This is a genomic window from Flavobacterium sp. CG_9.1 (assembly GCF_015751645.1).
Classification (GTDB): domain Bacteria; phylum Bacteroidota; class Bacteroidia; order Flavobacteriales; family Flavobacteriaceae; genus Flavobacterium; species Flavobacterium xanthum.
This window is the reverse complement of sequence record NZ_JADOVC010000039.1, coordinates 12,657-32,203: the sequence shown is the minus strand read 5'-3', so window position 1 is coordinate 32,203 and position 19,547 is coordinate 12,657. Positions and strand designations below refer to the sequence as shown.

The 19,547-nt window shown below is 32.9% G+C and carries 20 protein-coding genes and 2 pseudogenes; 8 read left to right on the top strand and 14 right to left on the bottom strand.

The window, feature by feature from the left end:
* Positions 1-3: 3 nt before the first annotated feature.
* Complete coding sequence (locus IWX83_RS15690) at positions 4-1,134, bottom strand: hypothetical protein (RefSeq protein WP_196831103.1); 1,131 nt, start codon at positions 1,132-1,134, stop codon at positions 4-6.
* A gap of 820 nt (positions 1,135-1,954) precedes the next feature.
* Between IWX83_RS15690 and IWX83_RS15685 the strand changes: the two genes are divergently transcribed.
* The 7 genes from IWX83_RS15685 (at position 1,955) to IWX83_RS15655 (ending at position 6,728) form a co-directional block, all read left to right on the top strand.
* Positions 1,955-2,104, top strand: a complete 150-nt coding sequence (locus tag IWX83_RS15685) for a hypothetical protein (protein ID WP_196831101.1) — start codon at positions 1,955-1,957, stop codon at positions 2,102-2,104.
* A 14-nt stretch (positions 2,105-2,118) separates the two neighbouring features.
* Positions 2,119-2,262 carry a hypothetical protein gene (locus IWX83_RS15680; RefSeq protein ID WP_196831099.1) on the top strand — a complete coding sequence of 48 codons (144 nt, stop codon included), beginning with the start codon at positions 2,119-2,121 and terminating at the stop codon, positions 2,260-2,262.
* A 62-nt stretch (positions 2,263-2,324) separates the two neighbouring features.
* Positions 2,325-3,422, top strand: coding sequence for a hypothetical protein (locus IWX83_RS15675; RefSeq protein ID WP_196831097.1), 1,098 nt, complete (start codon positions 2,325-2,327; stop codon positions 3,420-3,422).
* Positions 3,423-3,851: 429 nt separating this feature from the next.
* Positions 3,852-3,992 carry a class IIb bacteriocin, lactobin A/cerein 7B family gene (locus IWX83_RS15670; RefSeq protein WP_196831095.1) on the top strand — a complete coding sequence of 47 codons (141 nt, stop codon included), beginning with the start codon at positions 3,852-3,854 and terminating at the stop codon, positions 3,990-3,992.
* 20 nt (positions 3,993-4,012) lie between these two features.
* Positions 4,013-4,150 (top strand): class IIb bacteriocin, lactobin A/cerein 7B family, encoded by a 138-nt coding sequence (locus IWX83_RS15665; RefSeq protein ID WP_196831093.1) that lies wholly within the window; start codon positions 4,013-4,015, stop codon positions 4,148-4,150.
* A 117-nt stretch (positions 4,151-4,267) separates the two neighbouring features.
* Positions 4,268-5,506 carry a hypothetical protein gene (locus tag IWX83_RS15660; RefSeq protein ID WP_196831091.1) on the top strand — a complete coding sequence of 413 codons (1,239 nt, stop codon included), beginning with the start codon at positions 4,268-4,270 and terminating at the stop codon, positions 5,504-5,506.
* A gap of 79 nt (positions 5,507-5,585) precedes the next feature.
* Positions 5,586-6,728: an HlyD family secretion protein gene (locus tag IWX83_RS15655; protein ID WP_196831089.1), complete on the top strand. Its 1,143-nt coding sequence runs from the start codon at positions 5,586-5,588 to the stop codon at positions 6,726-6,728.
* A gap of 50 nt (positions 6,729-6,778) precedes the next feature.
* Here IWX83_RS15655 and IWX83_RS15650 read toward each other — a convergent pair.
* Positions 6,779-7,141, bottom strand: a pseudogene (locus IWX83_RS15650) (four helix bundle protein).
* A gap of 63 nt (positions 7,142-7,204) precedes the next feature.
* Between IWX83_RS15650 and IWX83_RS15645 the strand changes: the two are divergent.
* On the top strand, positions 7,205-9,373 hold the full coding sequence (locus IWX83_RS15645; RefSeq protein WP_196831087.1) for a peptidase domain-containing ABC transporter: 2,169 nt from the start codon (positions 7,205-7,207) through the stop codon (positions 9,371-9,373).
* A 74-nt stretch (positions 9,374-9,447) separates the two neighbouring features.
* Here IWX83_RS15645 and IWX83_RS17505 read toward each other — a convergent pair.
* From IWX83_RS17505 to IWX83_RS15585, 12 genes and pseudogenes are all read right to left on the bottom strand, one after another.
* Positions 9,448-9,563: pseudogene (locus IWX83_RS17505) on the bottom strand (F0F1 ATP synthase subunit gamma); the annotation flags it as partial.
* Positions 9,564-9,689: 126 nt separating this feature from the next.
* Positions 9,690-10,277, bottom strand: coding sequence for a Uma2 family endonuclease (locus IWX83_RS15635; RefSeq protein ID WP_073353862.1), 588 nt, complete (start codon positions 10,275-10,277; stop codon positions 9,690-9,692).
* A gap of 191 nt (positions 10,278-10,468) precedes the next feature.
* Positions 10,469-11,329: an ATP synthase F1 subunit gamma gene (gene atpG / locus IWX83_RS15630; RefSeq protein ID WP_073353860.1), complete on the bottom strand. Its 861-nt coding sequence runs from the start codon at positions 11,327-11,329 to the stop codon at positions 10,469-10,471.
* A gap of 70 nt (positions 11,330-11,399) precedes the next feature.
* Positions 11,400-12,977: a F0F1 ATP synthase subunit alpha gene (atpA, locus tag IWX83_RS15625; RefSeq protein WP_035669021.1), complete on the bottom strand. Its 1,578-nt coding sequence runs from the start codon at positions 12,975-12,977 to the stop codon at positions 11,400-11,402.
* A gap of 38 nt (positions 12,978-13,015) precedes the next feature.
* Complete coding sequence (gene atpH / locus IWX83_RS15620) at positions 13,016-13,549, bottom strand: ATP synthase F1 subunit delta (RefSeq protein WP_196831085.1); 534 nt, start codon at positions 13,547-13,549, stop codon at positions 13,016-13,018.
* 2 nt (positions 13,550-13,551) lie between these two features.
* Positions 13,552-14,052 carry a F0F1 ATP synthase subunit B gene (locus tag IWX83_RS15615; protein WP_073353857.1) on the bottom strand — a complete coding sequence of 167 codons (501 nt, stop codon included), beginning with the start codon at positions 14,050-14,052 and terminating at the stop codon, positions 13,552-13,554.
* Between the two features lie 118 nt (positions 14,053-14,170).
* Positions 14,171-14,362, bottom strand: a complete 192-nt coding sequence (gene atpE, locus IWX83_RS15610) for an ATP synthase F0 subunit C (RefSeq protein WP_073353856.1) — start codon at positions 14,360-14,362, stop codon at positions 14,171-14,173.
* 114 nt (positions 14,363-14,476) lie between these two features.
* Positions 14,477-15,607, bottom strand: a complete 1,131-nt coding sequence (gene atpB, locus IWX83_RS15605; RefSeq protein ID WP_196831083.1) for a F0F1 ATP synthase subunit A — start codon at positions 15,605-15,607, stop codon at positions 14,477-14,479.
* A 120-nt stretch (positions 15,608-15,727) separates the two neighbouring features.
* On the bottom strand, positions 15,728-16,120 hold the full coding sequence (locus tag IWX83_RS15600; protein ID WP_073353853.1) for a DUF6168 family protein: 393 nt from the start codon (positions 16,118-16,120) through the stop codon (positions 15,728-15,730).
* The gene (locus IWX83_RS15595; protein ID WP_073353852.1) at positions 16,117-16,344 is read right to left on the bottom strand and encodes an AtpZ/AtpI family protein; all 228 of its coding nucleotides are present in this window, start codon (positions 16,342-16,344) and stop codon (positions 16,117-16,119) included. Before IWX83_RS15595 ends, IWX83_RS15600 begins: the two co-directional genes overlap by 4 nt.
* Positions 16,313-16,720 carry a polymer-forming cytoskeletal protein gene (locus IWX83_RS15590; RefSeq protein WP_073353850.1) on the bottom strand — a complete coding sequence of 136 codons (408 nt, stop codon included), beginning with the start codon at positions 16,718-16,720 and terminating at the stop codon, positions 16,313-16,315. Before IWX83_RS15590 ends, IWX83_RS15595 begins: the two co-directional genes overlap by 32 nt.
* 2 nt (positions 16,721-16,722) lie before the next feature.
* A complete protein-coding gene (locus IWX83_RS15585) occupies positions 16,723-19,350 on the bottom strand; it encodes a tetratricopeptide repeat protein (protein WP_231380068.1) in 2,628 nt (875 codons plus the stop codon).
* Between the last annotated feature and the right edge of the window lie 197 nt (positions 19,351-19,547).

Genomic DNA, 19,547 nt, shown 5'->3' with positions numbered 1-19,547 from the left:
ATCCTAATTTAAGTTTAAAAAGTGGCATATCTTCAACCGGAATCCGTACCTCTTTTTTACTGGAAAGAGTGGCACATCATCAACTGGTTTATCCAGTTGTTTGTAGTCGCGTTGCAAAAGACTATCTATTTTCATAAATTTAGATAAGAATTTTAACTGCTTTTCTTTGTCTCCAGTTTGTTTATAATGCTCAATTAAATAAGAGTAACCACCAACGAATTCAGGTATGATTCTCTTATTTATAACATACATTGAATCTACTTTTATATAATTTTGAATCGCTTTTTTTTCATTACCCATACCAGCGTAAGACTTTCCTAAATAAAAGTAGGAAGCAAGTATATTGCCATAATTTTTATCTGATATTATTTGAGGTAATGCCTTATTTATACTATCTAAAGCAGCTTTATAGTTTTTCTTTAATACTTGATTAGCTCCTTCATTTAAAATGAAATAAGAAATATAGTATTGGTCTTTGGTCGCTTTCGACTCTTGATAACCCATTTTATTATAAAAACTTGTGGAATCTAAATTTTTTAATGATTTGTGAGCATCAGCTAAAGCGAATAAAACATTATGATATTCAGTTGCATACTCAGGAGACCTAACATTTTTCCCTTTATAGTAATTAAAACATTCTCTGTAAAGGACAAGCGCCTCTTCGACCTGACCTAATTCTTCAGAACGAAGCATTCCAATAGAATGTTTGACATTGTAATAAAAATCTAGATTATTCTTTTTTGCATACTTTTCAGCCATAAAAAAATTAGCTAATGCTTCGTCAAATCGAAACTGCTTTTTTAGTTCATATCCTTTTTTAGAATAAGATAATGCTGGGAATTTTATATCATTTGTATTTGTAGCATACTTAATGGAAGTATCTAAATACTGTATGCATTTTGCTCCTTCAAATAAATGCGATAGTAAAAAATAACCCCTTGAAAGGTTTATGTTACTTTTTTGTATTTGTGCTCTTTTTATATAGGTATTAGCATAATGCAATTGCTTTTTGTCATTACCTCTGTTTTCAGTGAAGGCTTGCTTTAAATCTTCATAAGATAAATCAACTTGATTTCTTTTTGTGTTTTGCGACCATAAAAAATACGGAAACAGTACCAAAAGCACTATTTTCATGAATTGTCGGTTAGTCATTATAGTTTGTTTTGGTGCAAAAATACTGTATCTAGAATAAATTAGTAGTAAATAACAAAATTTTCGCTTGTTTATTAACATGCTGATTTTAAAATTTTTATAATATTAGATACCGGAATTCACGGAATTACAACACTGAATTCCGTGAATTCCGATAACAACCATTTGCACAATACTAATTACTATTCTAGTTTTGGCATCAGGAAAGTTAGAGTGTTTGGAGTAAGACGTTACTTTTAAATGTCGATTACTTTCCTAAGTCAATTGGCCAATTACAAGGGAATAATTCAGCTGTACTGTAACCCTTTTAAAAAAAACAGAGTATGAGGTTTTAGGTAAAGCTATTTGTTCCTCAAAAAACAAAGCATAAGGGAATAATTCAGCTGTATTGTAACCCTTTTAAAAAAAAAGAGCAAAGAGTTATAAAGCTATAGTCTCTAAAAAAAACAAAGCATAAGGGAATAATTCAGCTGTATTGTAACCCTTTCAAAAATACAGAGTATGAGGTTAAGTAAAGCTAATTGTCCCTCAAAAAACAAAGCATAAGGGAATAATTCAGCTGTACTATAACCCTTTCAAAAAAACAGAGCATGAGGTTCGGTAAAGCTATTTGTTCCTCAAAAAACAAAGCATAAGGGAATAATTAATCTGCAAGGTAACCCTTTAAAAAAAAACAAAGCAAGGAGTTGTGCAAAGCTATGGTCTCCATAAAACCAAGCACAAAAGTTCTCGAGAAATTTTTTTATTAAAAAAATGTTTAATCTTGCTCGTCTCAAGACGGGTTTAAAAACTCTTGAAAAAAATGAATTTAGATAATTTGAATTTAGTAGAGCTTAATGCTCAAGAGATTGAATGTACAGATGGTGGATGGTATATCATTAGAATTACTGGTTTTTTAGATGGAATTGATGGTAATTTTCACATTTCATTTTTTGGGGGAGGTGGTAACTAATTAAAAACACAATTATGATTATAGAAAATTTGGAATTAGAAATACTAAGCGAGAAAGAAACCTTGGAAATAGATGGTGGATGGTATATCCTCAGAATTACTGGATTATTTGATGGTGTAAAAGGAAATACTGAATTTGATTGGTTCAACTTTTCATAAATTAAAATCCAAAATAAGGAAAGATAGTTTTACGACTATCTTTCCTTTTAAAAATCTAGTGTATGAAATATAAATTCATTGCAATTATTTACTTATTTACTCTAAATTCCTTTGTGTTCTCGCAAGAAATTAGAGATCAATTGTCTAATGAGAAAATTTCTTTTGTTGAAATTTATTCAGACAAAGGAGATTTAATTGGGGTTACTAATGTAGGAGGGGTATTCCCAATTGACCTAAAAAATAAAATAAAATCTTCAAAAACCGAAAAATTAGCTTTTGTAAATTCATTTTTTGAAACCGAAATTATTGAAACCAAAGATTTTAATGACCGTGCTGTTTTTAAAATGAATCCTATTATAAATGAATTAAAGGAAGTAGTTATTTCACCAAATAAAGATAAAAATCAATATCTAGTCCTTAAAACGTATGTAAGGAGTTTACAAATAAATAATGGGAAAATACATTATTTTATGGATGGTATAGTAGAATACTATATTTCACTAAAAACCAAAAAAGTAAAAATTAAATTTATTTCTAACAGATCTTTTGAAAACAAATCAATCAAACAGTTAAAAGAAAAAGGGCTAACTAAAATCTTTTTTCAAATTACAGGAGCTCCAATGTTAAATGAATTTTTAAATTATAATAATTTAATCGAAAATTATAATTTTCAAAAAACAGATTTAGAAATCAAAATCACTTCTAAGGACGATAATAGTGTTAAAGGGAATCTCTTTACGAATAAAAATGGTACTAATTTGAGTTTAGGATTTATAACAAATGACAAGCCGAAAGTGATGAAAGGTCTTGGAATAGAAAATATTTTGGAAAACTACAATATTAATTCTTTTTTTAGTGCCAGTAATTCTGAAGAGTTTGGATTTAACGCTCTGATGTATTTTAAAGAAACTAGAAATTACAAAATAAAAGCAAAAAAAGATATAGAATACCAAAAAGTTGATGTCACTCATGAAGTTTTTGTTTTAGATTACAGATTTTCAGAAGAGATAGATGCTAAAAAATTGGATCAAAATTATAGTTTCACTAAGTCGAGCTCTTATTCAGAAGAATATTGGGAAAAAGTAAACAATGTTTTATTTCAACCTCTAGCAGAACCAATAGAATTATTCATAAAAGAGAATTTAATTGAATTAAAATAATTTTACAATTCAATACTTTTTAAAACTAGACTTCATTTATAAAGTATTCATTAAGCATACTACACAAATATATCTGCTAATATGAACTAAATATTCAAGCTCATAAATGAAGCTTTCTAGGACAACTTTACTCAGAAAAAATAATTTATAAAAAATAATTTGGCCAATTATAAGGGATTGCTGCAGCTGTATGGTAACCCTTTAAAAAAAACAGAGCATAAGGGATTTGATATAGCTAATTTGTAACCCTTAATAAAAAAACAGAGCATGGAGTTTATAAAGCTATGGTCTCCATAAAACCAAGCCAACGGAACTACAGCTGCCGGAATAAAGACTGTATTAGAAAGAAAGTTCTCGAGAAACTCCTTTTGTTAAAAACAAAAAATGTTTAATCTTGCTTGTCATTTGACGAGTTTTAAAAACTTAAAGATGGATTTAAAAAATTTGAATTTAGTAGAGCTTAATGCTCAAGAAATGAAAGAAGTTGAAGGTGGATTCTTATTTGCTTTTATACTTGGTCTAGGCCTCGGAATACTGTTATTAAAATCAATAGAAGCTATTTTTGAATAAAACTAAAAAAAAGAGAAATTATGAATTTAAAGAAAATGAATTTAGTGGAGCTTAATGCTCAAGAGGAAAAAGAAATTGAAGGCGGTTTCCTATTAGGACTATTAGCTGGGGTTTTGGTAATTGGTTTGATTAAACTTGCATATGAAATTTTTGATTAATAACAATTTAATTTAAATTGTCCTTTGGGTGTAATTGCAGTGTAATTGTATGTGAGTAATAAAATTCAATAAGCAATTTCATAATTACATCCATTGTGCTTAAAAAAAGACATTAAAATGAAATTAAGAATATTTTATATACTATTATTTATGATCCCAATCATAAATAGTGCTCAGAACAAGTATTATAGCTATAATTTTTACGAAGGTAAAGGTTATCTTTTTACAATGAATCAAAGTAATGATTTGATGTTGAATTCAATTCGTTACATCGGCGGTTCTGTAAATGATAAAAATTTATCGGAAAAAGAAAAAAAGTTATATTCCACCGGGTTGTCTTTATTTACTGGATTATTAGGTCAAGCCATTACACACGAAGAAGGGCATCGCTCTGTGCTGTCCGAATTAGGAATCGGGAGTGTAAGTGAGCCCTTTTTTGACAAACATTTAGTTGCCAAAGTAACGGGAGTCTCTGACAAAACTTTAATTAATTTGCGGGATAATAATTTACCCAATTACATTCGACTACATACTGCTGGATTAGAATCAGATTATGCATATTTAAAAAAATCGGATGCTTTTCTCAATTTTAATGAAGAAAAAAATGAAGTGTTACATCCTGATTATATTATGAGGAAATTAGGCACACAGTTTTACTATCTTACAAATTTATTTACGATGAAATCAGGGATCAAAGAGAAAGACGATCTAGAACTAGATCGAGATATTGTCGGTCATGATTTATACGGGATGATTCGTCATTTACATAGACCTAACATGGAGTTTTACCGTTATACCGAAAGGAACGAGTTAACTTCTGAAGAAAAGTCGTATGCAAAGCGTATGGCTTATATGTCATTTTTTAATTTCCTTAATCCAAATATTTGGAAAAATAATAGGTATAATCTTTCCAAAGAGGTAAAAGCTAATTTTTCTGTAAATTATTCATTAGCTCCTTTTGGTGATTTTGTAGAACAAAATTTGTTTTTAACTGTAAAAGACAAATACAAAATAAACCCATATTTCCGTCAGTATTTTAATAAAAGTTATACTTTTTTAGCTGGAGGAATCAATTTACATAATTATACTTTTCACGATGCTAAATTTTTACTAAATTCTTCCATCGATTTTTGGGAACAGCCCAAAAACCTAGAATTTAGAAATAAAGAAGGAAAATTTGGTTTTGGTTTAAAATCAGAATTTGCGGTTAGATTTTCAAATTGGAATAATAATACAAAATCAGCTTATTTTAATCTTGGCGCATCCTATAAAACAAATGGGTTTATACCGGAATCACCTTCGCTCAAAGAAGATTTTAGAATTCATTTGGGATTTGTATTAGCCATAAAAGAGTAATATGGTAATACACATCCTTTACACTACAATAAAAACACATCATAAGTAAATAATTCTGCTTTAATCAATATAAATTTCAATGACCTTCAGTCAAGACCCCATAAACACTTTAGAAAACTTAATCGCTAAAAACAAAACTAAAAGTATTTCTATTTACTTGGTACTTGTTTTAGCTATACTTGTTTTTATAATTTCCTTACCATTGATAAAAATAGACATAAGCAGTCAGAGTCGGGGTATGGTGCGCAGTACTACAGATAATGTTCCAGTAAGCAGCTTAGTAAATGGCAAAGTGACTTTTATAAAACTCAAAAACAATCAAGTGGTGCAAAGAGGCGACACGCTTGTTCAGCTAATGCAAGAAAATTTAAACGCAGAGAAGGCCACTAATTATGCAATTACCACCACTGTAGAAGATCAAATTTACGACCTATCACAAATTGTTAAAGGAACAGCGCAAAACCTAAAAACACCAGCAGTTCAACTAGAATGGTCGAGTTACATTAATAAAAAAGAGGAATTGGATAGTAAAATTACTCAAGCTAAAATAGTATACGACCGCAACAAACAATTACACGATAAAGGAATCATTGCGAAAGCGGAATTCGAGAAATACGGTTTTGAATATACATTTGCGCAACAAGCACTTTCTAGTTTAGAGAAAAGCCAACGAAGCCTTTGGCAAAACAACAAACGAGAGTTGGAAATCCAACTTCAAAACTTAAATGGAACCCTGCAAAAAATAAAAGTGGAAGCTCAAAACTATTACATCATTGCACCACTAACAGGCACAATTGAAAATTACTCTGGAATTCAATTGGGTTCCTTCCTAAATGCTTCGCAACCCATTGCCACAATTTCTGCAGCTGATCAATTAATTGTGGAAAGCACAGTTTCTCCAAACGATATTGGACTGATACAGAAAAACCAAAAAGTAAAATTCCAGATTGATGCTTTCAATTACAACCAATGGGGATTATTAGAAGGTAAAGTAATTGATATTGATCATAATATAACCATTCAAGGTGATCAGACTTTTTTTAAAGTTAGGAGTGTTTTGAATGCAACAGAAATGAGTTTGCAATCTGGCTATAAAACTAATATCACCAAAGGAATGACGCTAACCACGCGTTACATGATTGCCAGACGCAGTTTGTATGATTTGTTGTTTGACAAAGTTGATGATTGGCTCAACCCAAAACAATTAGAAATTAGAAATTAGCAAGTAGTAATTAGTAGTTGCTGAAATTTCTACTTTCTACTTGCTAATTACTACTTCTCTAAGCTTTCTTTCAATTTTTTAGTTATGGCGACCAAAAGCCTTAGTATTTCAATACAATCCGTAGACAATGAATCAAATTCCATTTTTGTAATGTATTCCGTTTCAAACAATAGTTCAATCCAATACAAGGTTTCGTTTGCTTCCTTTAAAGCAATGTACAATTTGTTCAGAAAATCTTTTCTGCTTTAGGCAAATTCACTTTCTTTAATTAAAGCACCAATTGCTGTTCCACTTCGAAGCATTTGTTTAGACAAAACAAATTCTTTTTTCTCTGTTTGTAAATACTTAAAAGTATTGATAATTCTAATTGCAAATTTTTTTGACTTTACATGGATAAGATTATCGTTTTTCATAAAGAAATTAATTTATAGAAAATCAAAATTACTAATTTCCAACTACTAATTTCTAATTATATAATGGCCTCAACAAAAATAAAACAACATGATATCAAAGATTGTGGCGCTGCTTGTCTCGCTTCTATTGGCAATCATTACAAAGTTAATCTGCCTATAGCCCGAATTCGTCAATTTGCCAATACCGATAAGCGAGGTACCAATGTGCTGGGGATAATTGAAGCTGCAGAAAAAATGGGCTTTTCTGCCAAAGGAGTAAAAGGAGGTATCGATGCTATTGATAAAATTCCGCTCCCTGCTATTGCTCACGTGGTGGTAAAAGAACAATTGCATCATTATATTGTGATTTATTCTGTCTCCTCACCCTCTGGGAGGTCGGTAGGGGAAATTACAGCAATGGATCCTGCTTTTGGTAAAATGGAGACCTACACGTATGAAGAATTTCAAAAAATTTGGTCAGGAGTATTGATTCTTTTTGCACCGAATGATGATTTCAAGGAATACAACGAAAAAGTTTCTCCTATAAAACGCTTTTGGCATTTGGTACAGCCACACAAAACCATCTTAGTTCAAGCTTTGGTCGGTGCCATACTTTTTACCGTTTTAGGATTGGCAATGTCCATTTATATTCAAAAAATTACCGATTATGTTTTGGTGGAAGGCAACAGAAATTTGCTGAATCTGCTGAGTGTTTCCATGATTATCATCATTATACTGCAAGCCTACATCGGTTCTAAAAAGAGTGTTTTTGTTATGAAAACGGGGCAATTAATTGATGCTAAATTAATTTTGGGATACTATAAACATTTGCTTCATCTGCCGCAACGTTTTTTTGACACGATGCAAGTGGGAGAAATCACATCCCGGATTGGCGATGCGGTAAAAATTAGATCTTTTATCAATGAAGTGGCGATTGATATGATTGTCAATATCTTCATTGTGATTTTTTCCTTTACGTTGATGTTTACCTATTATTGGAAATTGGCTTTGGTGATTCTTTTGGTAATTCCTTTTTATGGAGCTATTTATTTTCTTTTAAATAAATTCAATAAAAAAGTAGAACGCGTTATCATGGAGAATGCTGCCGAATTACAAACACAATTGGTTGAAAGTGTCACGCATATCAGAACCGTAAAAGAATTTGGAATCGAAGAGTTTTCGAATCTAAAGACAGAAAATAAATTTGTAAAACTATTGTTCACCACCTACAAATCAGGCTTAAACAGTGTTTTTGCAGGGACTTCTACCCAATTTCTGGCTTCGATATTTACTGTTATTCTAATGTGGATTGGTTCGGGTTATGTGATTGACAGAGCCATTACTCCAGGGGAATTATTTTCCTTTTACGCTTTGATTGGGTATTTTACTTCTCCCGTTGCTTCCTTGATTGGGATGAACAAAACGGCACAAAATGCACTCATAGCAGCTGATCGACTTTTTGAAATAATGGATTTAGAACGGGAAGAAACAGAAAACAAAGTCGAATTGCAAAGAGAAAATATGGGAGACATAAAATTTGAAAATGTAACGTTTCGTTATGGCTCGCGAACAGAAGTTTTCAAAAATTTTAATGCGGTTTTCAAGAAAAATGAAACTACTGCTATTGTTGGAGAAAGTGGTAGTGGGAAAACAACATTGATTTCGCTTTTACAAAATCTGTATCCTATTAAAGAAGGGAAAATTTATATTGGCGATTATGATTCTCAATTTATTCATTATCAAAGTTTACGCAACTGCATTGGAGTAATTCCGCAACAACTCAATTTATTTTCAGGCAATATTATAGAAAATATTGCTCTAGGATCTTCTTTTCCTGACATGCAACGCATTTTAGATTTGTCAAAACAATTAGGAATAACAGAATTTGTAGAGAAATTACCCAATGGTTTTGAAACTCAAATAGGCGAAAACGGCGCCATGCTTTCCGGTGGGCAGAAGCAACGACTTGCCATAGCCCGAGCTTTATACAAGAATCCAGAGGTATTATTAATGGATGAAGCCACATCGTCATTAGACAATAATGAAGAGTATATTGTTAAAAAAGTTATTGATGATTTTAAAGCGCGAGGTAAAACCATTATTGTTATTGCGCATAGATTAAGCACCATTGCAAATGCGGATACCATTTTAGTAATGGAGAATGGAACAATAATAGAATGTGGAAACCATATTTATTTATTAGAACAAAAAGGGAAATACTATGATTTATGGCAGAAACAAGGATTGTTGTAATACTAACTTACAAACACAAAAAAGGCGATTAAAACTTAATTTTAATCGCCTTTTTTATAAATCCAAGCGCTGTTTTATCCATTTAATACTTTAGCACCACCAACAATCTCTAAAATTTCGCTGGTAATTGAAACTTGACACGCTTTTTTATACGTTGATTTCTAAGTTCCGTTGCTTTATCCGTTGCTTTGCTTCGCTCGGGTGTGCATAGTAGTCATACGTGATCTGAAGCAAATGAATAGAATTCCTTAGTGCAATTATTTCGACAATGATTTTAAAATCAGCTACAATGCAATTTCTTTATTTGTAATGCTTTTTATACCTTAAAAAATACATCCTCAATAGCAATATCCAATTCAGGAAACAGCGGGCTTGTAATTTTTTCGCCTTCTACTTGCGGTTTTAAACCAATAAATACTTCGTTCACTAAGGTGTAAACTAGAATCAATTTATCATTAGGTTCAATTATCCAGTATTCTTTCACGCCCGCTTCTTGATATAAATTAAACTTAGTGTGCACATCGTGTTTGCTATTATTAGTCGACATAATCTCAATCATCAAATCTGGAGATCCATTGCATCCTCGTGCATCTAGTTTGCTTTCATCACAAATAATACACAAATCAGGCTGAACCACGGTAGAGTCTTTTTTGGTTGATGGAATAGCTAAACGAACATCAAAAGGAGCTTGGAAAACATCACAAGACTGTCGTTTAAAATAGGTATTTAATTCAAACGATAAATTATTTGAAATTCTTTGATGCACCATACTTGGTGCTGGACTCATTTTCCGAATAAATCCCTTAATCAATTCTACACGCTCCTGAAATTGCCAACGCAAATAATCAGCATAAGAATATTGCTTAGTCAAATCTAAATCGGAAAAATTTGTAATTATTGCCATTTGTGTAGCTTTTGAAAAACAAATTTAATGAATTAACTTTTTGATTGCAAAAAAATGATTTTATGTGTTATTAGGACTATCAAATATTAGGTTTGTATTTAATCAAAAGTAAATAAGCAATTTAACGGTTTTCGTAAATAGAAAAAATCCTCCAAATTGGAGGACTTTTAGATAAATATTCAGCTACTTTCTTACCCATTCAATGCTTCAGCACCACCAACGATCTCTAGAATCTCATTAGTAATAGAAGCTTGACGCGCTTTATTGTAAGTCAATTTCAATTGATTTCTCAATTCAGTTGCATTATCCGTTGCTTTGTGCATGGCAGTCATACGCGCTCCGTGCTCAGAAGCAAATGAATCACGAATCCCTTTGTACAATTGTGTTTTTAATGATTTTGGAATTAAAGTCAACACGATTTCCTCTTTTGAGGGTTCAAAAATATAATCCCCTGTCGAAACCGGTACATCAGATTTTATAGGTGCCAATGGTAAAAATTGCTCCGTTTGAACGATTTGTGTTGCTGCATTTTTAAATTGGTTGTAAATCAACTCAATTTTATCGTATTCACCGGAAACGAATTTCTCGGTTAACAAGTCTGCGATTACAGCCACATTATCAAAAGTCAAATCGTCAAATACAGCGCTATGATTGTCTACAACAGGAAGTGTTTTACTTAAAACATCATTTCCTTTTTTACCGATAGCAAAAACATCCACCTGTTTTCCAGCATAAAATTCTGCACGGCTTCTGGCTTCTTTAATGGCATTAGTATTAAAAGCGCCAGCCAAACCCCTATTAGAAGTTATTACAACAAGCAACACTTTTTTAACTTCACGTTGTGTTGTAAATTCTCCACCCGCATCACCTTCAAGTGTAGCAGAAAGATTTTGCAATAGTTCCGTTAATTTTTCGGCATAAGGGCGCATTGCCGTGATTGCATCTTGTGCTTTCTTTAGCTTTGCTGCAGAAACCATTTTCATCGCTGATGTAATTTGCATCGTAGATGAAACGGAAGTAATTCTATTACGGATTTCCTTTAAATTTGCCATTTTGTTTATAGTGAAAGGTGAATCGTGAAAAGTGAATAGCCTAACTACTCACTTTTCACTTTTCACTAAATTAGTTATATTTCGCTGATAATTCTTTTGCTACAGTTTCGATTACATCTGTAATTTCGTCTGTTAACTTTCCTGCTTTCAACGCATCAAGAGTCGCTCTGTGTTTGTTGTTCAAGAATTCCAAGAAATCTTTCTCAAATTCTCTTACTTTATTCACAGGAACATTTCTCAATAAGTTTTTAGAACCAGCATAGATAATGGCAACTTGATCTTCAACAGTATAAGGATCATTCAAACCTTGTTTCAAGATCTCAACGTTTCTTTTTCCTTTTTCAATTACGTTTAAAGTAACGGCATCAAGATCAGAACCAAATTTAGCAAACGCTTCCAATTCACGGAATTGTGCTTGATCTAGTTTTAAAGTACCGGCTACTTTTTTCATCGATTTAATTTGTGCATTTCCTCCAACACGAGATACCGAGATACCTACGTTAATTGCTGGACGAACCCCTGAGTTAAACAAATCTCCATCCAAGAAAATTTGACCATCAGTAATCGAAATTACGTTTGTTGGGATGTATGCCGAAACGTCACCCGCTTGAGTCTCAATAATTGGTAAAGCAGTAAGTGATCCACCACCTTTTACAATTGATTTCAATGAATCTGGTAAATCGTTCATGTCTTTAGCAATTCCATCATCAGCAATTACTTTACAAGCACGTTCTAATAAACGGCTGTGTAAGTAAAATACATCTCCAGGATATGCTTCACGTCCCGGTGGTCTTCTCAATAAAAGAGAAACCTCACGATAAGCCACCGCTTGTTTAGATAAATCATCATAAACAATCAAAGCTGGACGACCTGAATCTCTAAAATATTCTCCAATTGCAGCACCTGCGAAAGGAGCATACACTTGCATTGGAGCTGGATCAGAAGCATTAGCAGCAACAATAATGGTATACGCCATTGCTCCTTTTTCTTCTAACATTTTAGCAATTCCTGCTACAGTTGACGCTTTTTGTCCAATTGCAACATATATACAGAATACTGGTTTCCCAGCATCATAAAATTCTTTTTGATTTAAGATCGTATCGATACAAACAGTTGATTTCCCTGTTTGACGGTCACCAATAACGAGCTCACGTTGTCCACGACCTACTGGAATCATAGCATCTACTGCTTTAATACCAGTTTGTAATGGTTCAGTAACAGGTTGACGGAAGATAACTCCAGGAGCTTTTCTTTCCAAAGGCATCTCGTATAAATCTCCACCAATTGGCCCTTTTCCATCTATTGGAAAACCAAGTGTGTTTACTACACGACCTACCATTTGTTCTCCTACTTTAAGAGAAGCAATACGTTGTGTTCTTTTTGCAGTTGATCCTTCTTTGATTCCTGTAGAGGGTCCTAAAAGTACCACACCTACATTGTCTTCTTCAAGGTTCAAAACAATAGCTTCTAATCCATTGTCAAATTCAACTAATTCTCCATACTGAACATTAGAAAGCCCGTAAACACGAGCAATACCATCTCCAACTTGAAGTACTGTTCCTACTTCTTCTAGTGTAGCACCAGATTCAAAACCTTCTACTTGCTTTCTTAATATTGCTGAAATTTCAGCAGGTTTAATTTCCGCCATTTTATTTTATAATTTAAACACTTAAATGTGCAATAAAACTAATTACTTAACTCTCTTTTTAATACTTGTAATCTGTTGGCTATTGAAGCATTGTATTGCTTGTCGCCTATTCTTAAAATAAATCCTCCAATAATTGAAGCATCTACTGTATTTTCAATTGTGATTTTCTTATCTGAAAGTGTTGCTATTGTCGCTTTCACTTTAGCTTCTAATGCAGCATCCATAGGAATAGCGGTAGTAACTTTAGCTACTTCAATACCATTCATCACGTCAAATAATTTGCTGTATTCTGTAGCAATACCTTCTAGAATTTCGAATCTTTTGTTTTCAAATAACAAATGAAATAATCCTTGAGTAACTACATCAATACCTGCAAAAACTTCCAAAAGTGCTTTCTCCTTCACCTCCACTTTTAAAGTTGGATTTTGGATAAAAGTACTCAATTCTAAGTTTCCATTGATTGTTGAAGCAATCAATTTCATATCGTTATTTACAACTTCGGCAACTCCTTTAGAGTTTGCTAAATCTAAAATTGCTGTTGCATAACGAATTGCTGCTCTTGTACTTGCCATAATTAGTTCAGTTTTACGTCACCTAACAATTTCTCCACTAACTTAGTTTGAGCTTCTTTGTTAGACAATTCGTCTTTCAATAATTTTTCAGCAATACTCAATGATAAAGTAGAAACTTGTAATTTCAACTCAGCCATAGCTGCATTTTTTTCACCTTCAATTGCTACTTTCGCTTGTTCAATCATTTTCAATCCTTGAACTTGCGCTTCGTTTTTAGCATCAGCAACCATTTTTTCTTTCATTTCACGAGCCTCTTTAAGCATGTTGTCGCGCTCTAATCTAGCTTCTTGTAAAATACGTTGGTTGTCAGCTTGAAGATTTTGCATTTCTTTTCTAGCGTTTTCAGCAGAAAGTAAGGCATTCTTGATTCCTTCTTCTCTATCATTTACTGCATCAAGAATTGGCTTCCAAGCGAATTTTTTTAACAAGAGTATTAATCCAACAAATATCACTATCTGCCAGATAAACAAACCAAACGAAAAATCATTTATTAACTTATCCATTATATCTAATTATAAATTTTAAAGTATGTATTGCTTTTAATCGCAATTTGTAATGTTTTAATTTTAAAAACAATAGTTACAACCAACCGTTGCAACTATTGTTTTATTTTAGTTTTAATTAAGATGCGAATAACGCAGCAAAACCAATACCTTCAATAAGTGCAGCTGCGATAAGCATAGCTGTTTGGATTTTTCCAGAAGCCTCTGGTTGACGAGCAATAGCGTCCATTGCTGAACCACCAATTCTACCAATACCTAAACCTGCTCCGATAACAATCAATCCTGCTCCTACAATAGTTGGAATTTCCATAATATATAAATTAAAAATTAAACATTCAATTTGATTTTAGATTGAAGATTAACGATTTTTGATTTCAGAATTGCAAAATCTGCAATCATAAATCAAGTTTCAAAAATCTGAAATCTAGTGAGCCTCTTCGTGATGATGCTCTTCGTTTCCTGCTCCAAAATACAGTGCAGATAACATGGTGAAAATATACGCTTGTAAAAAAGCTACTAATATTTCAAGTATCGAAAGTGCAAATGCCAAACCAAATGACAATGTGCTTCCAATCCAGCTTTTGAATATAAACATTAAACCAATGATACTCATTAAAACAACGTGCCCTGCTAAAATGTTAGCATACAAACGTATCATTAATGAAAATGGTTTGATGATGGTTCCCAATAATTCAATTGGAGCCAAGATAAATTTCATTGGAGTTGGTACACCTGGCATCCAGAAAATGTGTCCCCAATAATTTTTATTAGCCGTGAAAGTGGTAATTAAATACGTTAATAAAGCCAATGATGCTGTAATAGCAATATTCCCTGTTACGTTAAATCCTAGCGGAGTTAATCCTAATATATTTAAAAAGAAAATAAAGAAAAATATAGTCAATAAATAACTCATGTATTTTTTGTACCCTTTTTCTCCAATGTTAGGAATAGCTATTTCATCTCTGATGTAAAGTACAAGTGGTTCAAAAAACCTTCCCGTACCAGAAGCAATTCCGTTATTTTTACCATACGATTTTGCTAATCCAGTAAACAAGACAAACATTAAAAGTGCAATTCCTAAAATACCAATTACACTTTTAGTAATCGATAAATCAAGTGGAGCAGCGTTTGTTGGGTGACCGTGCTCTTCTGTTAAAGTTCCAGTTGCGTCTGTTTTGTATATTTTTTCGTGGTGCAAAACATAGAAGTTTCCATTGTGTTCTGCTGTTTCCTCACCATGGTGAAATTTTGAAGAAGAAAATACTTGTAAACCGTTGTCCCAAAGAATAATTGGCAAAGAAAAACCATTATGCGCTCCAGTTGCCTCATCGACATTAAAAGTAAAATCATGCGCATCTAAAAGGTGATGATTGATAAATTCTTTAATTTTAGATTTTACATCTGTTGGTTCTGCATGAGCTCCTTCGGCTGCCTCAAGGGCAACTTCTGTTTTCACTTTTGTCGTATCCACTTCTGGATTTGCAAAACTAATTAAAGGAAGACACGCTACTAAAGTCGCTAATATAAATCTAAGTGCTTTGTTTGAAATCACCATAACAGTTAATTATCTTAATTTATTACGTTTCTGAAATTTGGTGCAAATGTACATCTTTTATTAATATTCAAAAGAATATAAAAATTTATTTTTGATGGATTTGTTCCTTAAATCACATATTCATTGCTTTTCGTTTAATATCCGTATTGTTAATATCGTTTCAATTGCTAAAAAGATAATAAACATCATAAAAAAATTAATTTTCTCCAATGTATTTTCCTCGTTTGTGACCTGCAATATAGGTTTTAAAATTACATAACAAACAATCATTTTGACACTTGTGCTCAAAAGAAAAGACATCCCTACATTGTCAAAACTGCGTTCTTTGACTTTCAACAAAACTACAAATACCATAATTGACAATACTAAAAACAAGAGATATAGGGTTTCTATGGAATAATAAAAAGGCGTATCATTTATTTCTAAAGCATAAAAAATAACGCGATGAATAAGGTATGCTAATCCTGCAAGTACTACTAAAGACAAAAGCGGTCTGTATTTTTTTAAACTCATTGTGTTTTATTAATTTCGTTTACTTGCCGAATCACGTTATACAACGCCAGTACAACACCAACGAATACTAAAATTTTAGAGTAATACACCTTGGGATTGGGATGATTTTCATCTAACCAGTCTCCAAGATAGGAGAACAAGAAAATAATAACTCCCATTTGAATGGGAATATTAATGAGTGCAAGCCATTTATTAGGCCTTTTTTGAGGCGGTTTGTTGTCCATTAGTAGGCATTTGATTTTTAATATTGGTCTTCATTGCACACGACGCACTAAAATCAGCACCTGGTTCAACAGATAATTTGCCTACGATAACTTCACCATGAATACTAGCTTTCGATTTTACATTTAGCACCTCCGTTACCTGAATTTTTCCGTCAAATTTGCCTTCGATATCTGCATTTTTACATACAATATCTCCCGTGACACTTCCTGCAGGGCCAATTACAATTTTTCCGCCAGACTCAAAATTACCAATCAAGTGTCCGTCTAATCTAAAATCAGCTTGTGAAATAATATCCCCTTTGATCGTGGTTCCCTCTACAATTCTATTGGTCTTTCCTAGAAGATCAGTATATGATTTTTGTTTTTTATCAAACATAATTATTGCTTTTTAGAGGCTAAATACGTTTCAAGATTTTTCTTGATTTGGATGACTTTATAATTTTCGCCTGAAACTACTACAGCCGCATCAGTAATTTTATATTTTATATTTTCTTCTAAAACCAATGCAATATCCGCTGCGTAGGCCTTTGATTTTATTCCATGTATCGTGATGAAATTTCCTTTGTCCGTGTAGATATCATACGAATAATACATTTTTTGAAAGTTTTCACTTTCCAAGAATACTTTTATTTTTTCTTCTAACGCTTTGGTGTTTTGAGCATCGCGTGCTCCCACTTGATATAAAATTTTCCAGTTATTTGAATCTGTTGTAACAAAGTCCATTTTTTCTAAAAACGGAATTTGATCATTCAATATCAATAGGGCATTTTTCCCCTCCTCACTATTTGGATAATTATCTGCAACCACTTGCAGCGCGTTTTTGTAAGCGGCAACCCCTTTTAGCTTGCCTATCACATTCGCTTTAAGCAGTTCAAATTTAGATCCAATCTCTTCGCCCGAAAACTGAGTAATAAGAGCATCGGCATTCTCTAAAACCAAAACAAATTGCTCTTGTTGAAACAGTTTATACCACTTGTTATAGACGCTTTCTGGCGAGTCAACTGCTGAAATCGCACTTGGATTGGTGTTGTTTATAATTTGGGCATAGCGGGAGTCCGGATATTGCGTTACGATTCTGTTTTTCATCGCCTCTGCTTTGCTGCTACCGTTGATTTGATATAACTTATACAAATTGTACATAGCAGGAAGAATCAGTTTTTCCTCTGGATTATTTTTTAATAGGTATTCCAGTTTAGCGATAGCCAAATCATTTTCTTTGAATTTTTCTTTGTAAATAATTCCCAATTGATAGTAGGCAAAATTGCGTTCTTTACTAATGCTGTCTAATTCTATTTGTGCGGTCGGAAGTTGTTTTAAATAATAATTCGTAGTGTACTGCTCTGCAACTAGTATGATGTCCGATTCCTTTTTTGTACCGTTCTTTTCCAAAGTCAAAGAATCAGCAGCCGCTGCATTTACATTTCCTGATGAAAGTCTCCAATTGCCATTTAGAACCCTGTCGCCCCATATTTTTTTAAATTCTATTTTACCAAAAGCCACGGTTGTAAAATTATAAAAGTAGAATGTACTCGCTCCAGGCTGCGCATTAGTGGACGCCGCTGTAGGTGGAGTCATTGTCGATTTGCGGTTAGGTCTTATCGGATCTTGAGTAGAAACTGGATCAATAGAAGAAGGTGAATTATTGCGTGCAGTGTTTTCTTGTATCACTTTGTTTTTTTCTTCTAAGAGCCTTTTAACCTCATCTTGTTCCTTTAATTTAGTAATGTATTTTTCATAATAAGCGGAACGATCCGCAGGATTCATTGCCACTACATTTAGAATACTGTCATTTTGCTTTGCCAACGCCTCGTATAAAATCACTTCATCGAGATTGCTTCTGATTTTTTGAATTTTACCAAATTCTCTAGTTTTCTTATTTAGCTTGACTAAAGTACTATCGTAGTATTTTGCCGCCAAAGGATATTCCGCATTTCTAAAATACATGTTTCCTAAATTTCTATAGTTAGAGGCTATTAAATAGCTGTCTTTCGAATTCGTTTTTAAGGAAGCACTATACAAATCCATTGCCGTTTTCCGATTGTTTTGCTTGTCATGATACACGGCCATTTGATGAAAAATCAAATCTTTGTAGGGACGATTTTCTCGGTCTTGCATCAGTTTATTGAAGGTGTTTACAAAAGAAATCGTATCTCCAATTTGGTAATCAAATAATTCCGCTTTTTTAGCATGTGCTTGAATAACAAATTTTCGCTCCGCTTTTCGGTTCATACTAATTACTTCTTGATAGGCTGCCACAGCGCTGTCTTTATACCCCAGCTCTAGATACAATTGTCCTAAAACAAAACGGTATCTTGCTCTTTCCTGATTTACTTTGGTGAATGCGATGGCTTCTTTTATTTTGGCCACGGCGCTATCCTTTTCTTCCAGGTTTAAAAAAGAAGCCGCTAAAAGGGCGTTTGCATCTGCAAAAACTTGTTTCTTTACTTGGTGCTCTTCTAATAATTTACTGATGTTTTTTATCACTAAAGCATCATTTCCCAGACGCATATTGGTTTTTTCTCGCCATATTTTAGCTTCGTAAATCTTGCTGCTGTTGGGGTATTTATAGAGAATGTAATTGAAAGCATCGAGAGCCGGCACAAACCGTTGGTCGTAATACCTCGCTTTTCCAAGCATGAGATAGGCTTCGTCAATTTGACTGTTTTTTTCTCTGCCTCCAATATTCATGGAGTGTTTCTGAATGGCTTTGGTCGCTTTGGTTTCAGCCAATTCAAAATCAGCATTTATTGGTTTTGTGGTAGCGGTGAAGTCCTCTACAATTTGCATTTTTTCTGGAGGTAAAAGTTGCCAGAAGTCATCATCATCATTAGATTTTAAAGTTTGAACTCCTTTGTCTAAGCCTACTTTACCGTTGTATAAAATGTTATACTTGGTGCTTAAGGCATGAGAATTCCGTGCCAAAAAAGTATCTTTCTTAGTAGAACAAGCTACCAAAAAAGCAAAAAACAACAAGAAGGGTAACGGTTTAAATATATTGATTTTCAAGGGGAAACGTTTTTATCAATTAACTTTTAAATATGCTTTTTAGTATACTGACTGGTAAAAATACGTTTCTTTTTGACATCGTGAAAATTATCCGGGTTTATTTGACTCTTTCGCGTGCGTGAGGGATGGAAGCGGCATCCTTTATTTTCTTTCTTTAAGAAAATAAAGATACAGCGTACAGCCCGACCCGAAGTTTT

Coding starts and splice junctions, on each gene's coding strand:
- IWX83_RS15615 (WP_073353857.1), bottom strand. CDS start 14,052: ATGGATAAGTTAATAAATGATTTTTCGTTTGGTTTGTTTATCTGGCAG.
- IWX83_RS15680 (WP_196831099.1), top strand. CDS start 2,119: ATGATTATAGAAAATTTGGAATTAGAAATACTAAGCGAGAAAGAAACC.
- IWX83_RS15685 (WP_196831101.1), top strand. CDS start 1,955: ATGAATTTAGATAATTTGAATTTAGTAGAGCTTAATGCTCAAGAGATT.
- atpG (WP_073353860.1), bottom strand. CDS start 11,329: ATGGCAAATTTAAAGGAAATCCGTAATAGAATTACTTCCGTTTCATCT.
- atpA (WP_035669021.1), bottom strand. CDS start 12,977: ATGGCGGAAATTAAACCTGCTGAAATTTCAGCAATATTAAGAAAGCAA.
- IWX83_RS15675 (WP_196831097.1), top strand. CDS start 2,325: ATGAAATATAAATTCATTGCAATTATTTACTTATTTACTCTAAATTCC.
- IWX83_RS15660 (WP_196831091.1), top strand. CDS start 4,268: ATGAAATTAAGAATATTTTATATACTATTATTTATGATCCCAATCATA.
- IWX83_RS15690 (WP_196831103.1), bottom strand. CDS start 1,134: ATGAAAATAGTGCTTTTGGTACTGTTTCCGTATTTTTTATGGTCGCAA.
- IWX83_RS15655 (WP_196831089.1), top strand. CDS start 5,586: ATGACCTTCAGTCAAGACCCCATAAACACTTTAGAAAACTTAATCGCT.
- atpB (WP_196831083.1), bottom strand. CDS start 15,607: ATGGTGATTTCAAACAAAGCACTTAGATTTATATTAGCGACTTTAGTA.
- IWX83_RS15670 (WP_196831095.1), top strand. CDS start 3,852: ATGGATTTAAAAAATTTGAATTTAGTAGAGCTTAATGCTCAAGAAATG.
- IWX83_RS15645 (WP_196831087.1), top strand. CDS start 7,205: ATGGCCTCAACAAAAATAAAACAACATGATATCAAAGATTGTGGCGCT.
- IWX83_RS15635 (WP_073353862.1), bottom strand. CDS start 10,277: ATGGCAATAATTACAAATTTTTCCGATTTAGATTTGACTAAGCAATAT.
- atpE (WP_073353856.1), bottom strand. CDS start 14,362: ATGGAAATTCCAACTATTGTAGGAGCAGGATTGATTGTTATCGGAGCA.
- IWX83_RS15600 (WP_073353853.1), bottom strand. CDS start 16,120: ATGAGTTTAAAAAAATACAGACCGCTTTTGTCTTTAGTAGTACTTGCA.
- IWX83_RS15590 (WP_073353850.1), bottom strand. CDS start 16,720: ATGTTTGATAAAAAACAAAAATCATATACTGATCTTCTAGGAAAGACC.
- atpH (WP_196831085.1), bottom strand. CDS start 13,549: ATGGCAAGTACAAGAGCAGCAATTCGTTATGCAACAGCAATTTTAGAT.
- IWX83_RS15595 (WP_073353852.1), bottom strand. CDS start 16,344: ATGGACAACAAACCGCCTCAAAAAAGGCCTAATAAATGGCTTGCACTC.
- IWX83_RS15665 (WP_196831093.1), top strand. CDS start 4,013: ATGAATTTAAAGAAAATGAATTTAGTGGAGCTTAATGCTCAAGAGGAA.